We start from the raw sequence: 3,139 nt of genomic DNA, 5'->3' as shown, positions 1-3,139 counted from the left end.
ACTGGCCACGCTGCTGCGGCCGCTGGCCGAAGCCAAGGGCCTGGCCTTCCACCTGCACTGCGACGTCGACGTGCCGGCCGGCCTGCGTGGCGACGCCACCCGCGTGCGCCAGATCCTGCTCAACCTGGCCAGCAACGCCATCAAGTTCTGCGAGCGCGGCGAGCTGGTCATCCACTGCGGCCGGCGCGAGCCGGTGGGCATCGTCATCCACGTGCGCGACACCGGGCCGGGGCTGGCGGCCGACCAGCAAGCGCGGCTGTTCCGGCGCTTCGAACAGGGCAAGGGCGCCACCAGCGGCAGCCGCTACGGCGGCAGTGGCCTGGGCCTGGCGATCAGCCAGGAACTGGCCGCGGCGATGGGCGGTTCGATATCGGTGCGCAGCGAGCCGGGCCGCGGCGCCAGCTTCCGCGTCGAACTGCCGCTGCCGGCGTCGTCGTCGGCGCCGCCGGCGGTGGAGGCGACGCCGGTGCTGGTGGTGCCCGGGCGGCGGGTGCTGCTGGTCGAAGACGACCCGGTGGTGGCGACGGTGGTGCAGGACCTGCTGCGCCAGCAGGGCCATGCGGTGGAACACGCCGCGCATGGCCTGGCGGCCATGGCCGCGCTGGCGGCGGGGCGTTTCGACCTGGCGTTGCTGGACCTGGACCTGCCGGGGCTCGATGGTTTCCAGCTGGCCAGGCTGCTGCGTTCGCGCGGCGAAAAACTGCCGCTGCTGGCACTGACCGCGCGCGCCGACGGCGACGCCGAACGCCAGGCGCTGGCCGCGGGCATGGACGGTTTCCTGCGCAAGCCGGTGACCGGCGCGATGCTGGCCGAGGCGCTGGCGGCGGTGCCGGCGCCGTCGCCGTCGCCGGTGCTTTAGCCGCGGCGGCTGTGCTGGTGCACGGCGTCCACCAGCACGCGCACGTGTTCGGGGTCCATGTCCGGCGACATGCCGTGGCCCAGGTTGAACACGTGGCCCTCGCGCGAACCGCCGTTGGCGGCGGCGTAATCGTCCAGGGCGCGTGCGGCTTCGGCGCGGATCACTTCCGGCGACGCGTAAAGCGTGGCCGGGTCCAGGTTGCCCTGCAGCGCCACCTTGTTGCCGATGCGCCGGCGGGCTTCGCCCAGGCTGACGGTCCAGTCCACGCCCAGGCCTTCGGTGCCGCTGGCCGCCAGTTCTTCCAGGTAGGGCGCGTTGCCCTTGCCGAACAGGATGAGCGGCGCGCGTTCCTTGCCTTTGCCGCGCGGCAGCTCGGCGGCGATGCGCTGCAGGTAACGCAGCGAAAACTCGCGGTAAAGGTGCGGCGCCATCACGCCGCCCCAGGTGTCGAACACCTGCAGGGCCTGGGCACCGGCCGCGTGCTGTGCCGCCAGGTAGGCGATGACCGCATCGGTGGTCACTTCCAGCAGCCGGTGCAGCGCCGCCGGGTTGTTGAGCGCCAGCGACTTGATGCGCGCGAAGTCCTTGCTGCCGCCGCCTTCGACCATGTAGCAGGCCAGGGTCCAGGGGCTGCCGGAAAAACCGATCAGCGGGACCGAGCCGTCCAGTTCGCGGCGGATAAGCGCCACCGCGTCCATCACGTAGCGCAGCTCGCTGCCCATGTCGGGCACGGCCAGGCGGGCGATGTCGGCTTCGCTGCGCACCGGGTCCTTGAACTTCGGGCCTTCGCCTTCGACGAAATACAGGCCCAGGCCCATGGCGTCGGGCACCGTAAGGATGTCCGAGAACAGGATCGCCGCGTCCAGCGCATAACGCCGCAGCGGCTGCAGGGTGACTTCGCAGGCCAGTTCGGGGTTGGTGGCCAGGCCCATGAAGCTGCCGGCCTGCTGGCGGGTGGCGCGGTACTCGGGCAAGTAGCGCCCGGCCTGGCGCATCAGCCACACCGGCGTGCAGTCCACGGGTTCGCATCGCAGTGCGCGCAGGAAACGGTCGTTTTTAAGGCTCACGGGCTCATCCATCAGCGGGGCGCTTGCGCGCACGTTATTACCGGGGCGCTTGCGCGCCTTGGGCAAACATCACCTGGAAGCCCTTGCGCACCTGCGTGTCGCGGGCCTTTTCAAAGGCCGCCACGGCGGCATCACGTTCCAGGAACTGTTCGCGGCGAAGCTGCGTCTTGCCGCCAATCTGGCCGGCTTCGCGCAGCAGGGTCCAGCCGCCCAGCAAGTCCTGCTGCAGGGTCAGCTGCACGAACTTGGGCGCTTCGCCGGCGTTGGGTTTTTGCTGTAGCAACAGGCGCATAAGACCGCCATTGTAGCCGTGGGAGGGCCGCCTAGGCGTCCAGCACCGACAGGATGGCCTCGTCGGCGACGCCGTCCACCACCTCGGCCTGGCCGATGCCCCGCCACAGCACCAGCCGCAGCGCGCCCGAAACCGCCTTCTTGTCCAGGCGCATGCGGGCCAGCAGGGCACCCGGGGCCAGGCCCGCCGGAATCGCCACCGGCAGGCCCAGGCGTTCAAGCAGGGCTGCCAGGCGCGCCGCGTCGGGCCAGGGCGCCCGGCCCAGCTCGGCCGACAGGCGTGCCGCCAGCACCATGCCCACGGCTACGGCTTCGCCGTGCAACAGGCCGCCGTAACCTTGTTCGGTTTCAATCGCATGGCCGAAGGTATGGCCCAGGTTGAGCAGCATGCGCTCGCCCTGTTCGGTTTCATCGCGGGCGACGATCGCCGCCTTGTGGGCGCAGCAACGGGCGATGGCTTCGGCAAGCGCCGCCGGGTCGCGCGCCAGCAGGGCCTCGGCCTGGTCTTCGAGCCAGGCGAAGAAGCCGGCATCGCCCAGCGCGCCGTATTTCACGACCTCGGCCAGGCCGGCGCGCAGTTCGCGTTCGGGCAGGGTGTCGAGCGTGGCGACGTCGGCCAGCACGGCCGAAGGCTGGTGGAAGGCGCCGACCAGGTTCTTGCCCTGCGGCAGGTCCACCGCGGTCTTGCCGCCGACGGCGCTGTCGACCATCGCCAGCAGCGTGGTCGGCAGCTGCACGAAACGCACGCCGCGCATCCAGCAGGCGGCGGCGAAGCCGGCCAGGTCGCCGACCACGCCGCCGCCCAGGGCCAGCACCGTGGTGTCGCGGCTGGCGCCCATGTCGGCAAGCACGTCGGTTATTTCGGCGAAGCGGGCCAGGGTCTTTTCCTGTTCGCCGGGCGGCAGCACGCAGGTCTGCACCT

General features: G+C 71.1%; 4 protein-coding genes. 1 reads left to right on the top strand and 3 read right to left on the bottom strand.

All coding sequences use genetic code 11. From position 1 onward, the window contains the following. On the top strand, positions 1-859 hold an 859-nt coding region (locus AACZ35_RS13465), incomplete at its 5' end, for an ATP-binding protein (protein WP_339830150.1). Here AACZ35_RS13465 and hemE read toward each other — a convergent pair. The 3 genes from hemE to aroB form a co-directional block, all read right to left on the bottom strand. Further along, the gene (hemE, locus tag AACZ35_RS13460; protein WP_339830148.1) at positions 856-1,938 is read right to left on the bottom strand and encodes a uroporphyrinogen decarboxylase; all 1,083 of its coding nucleotides are present in this window, start codon (positions 1,936-1,938) and stop codon (positions 856-858) included. The genes AACZ35_RS13465 and hemE overlap by 4 nt on opposite strands. Positions 1,939-1,963: 25 nt before the next feature. Then, positions 1,964-2,218 (bottom strand): WGR domain-containing protein, encoded by a 255-nt coding sequence (locus tag AACZ35_RS13455; RefSeq protein ID WP_339830146.1) that lies wholly within the window; start codon positions 2,216-2,218, stop codon positions 1,964-1,966. Positions 2,219-2,249: 31 nt separating this feature from the next. After that, the coding region (gene aroB, locus AACZ35_RS13450) for a 3-dehydroquinate synthase (protein ID WP_339830144.1) at positions 2,250-3,139 on the bottom strand (890 nt) is incomplete at its 5' end.

Source organism: uncultured Arenimonas sp. (assembly GCF_963976025.1).
GTDB lineage: Bacteria > Pseudomonadota > Gammaproteobacteria > Xanthomonadales > Xanthomonadaceae > Arenimonas.
Note: the sequence above shows the minus strand (reverse complement) of the source record. Positions and strands in the feature narration are given on the sequence as shown.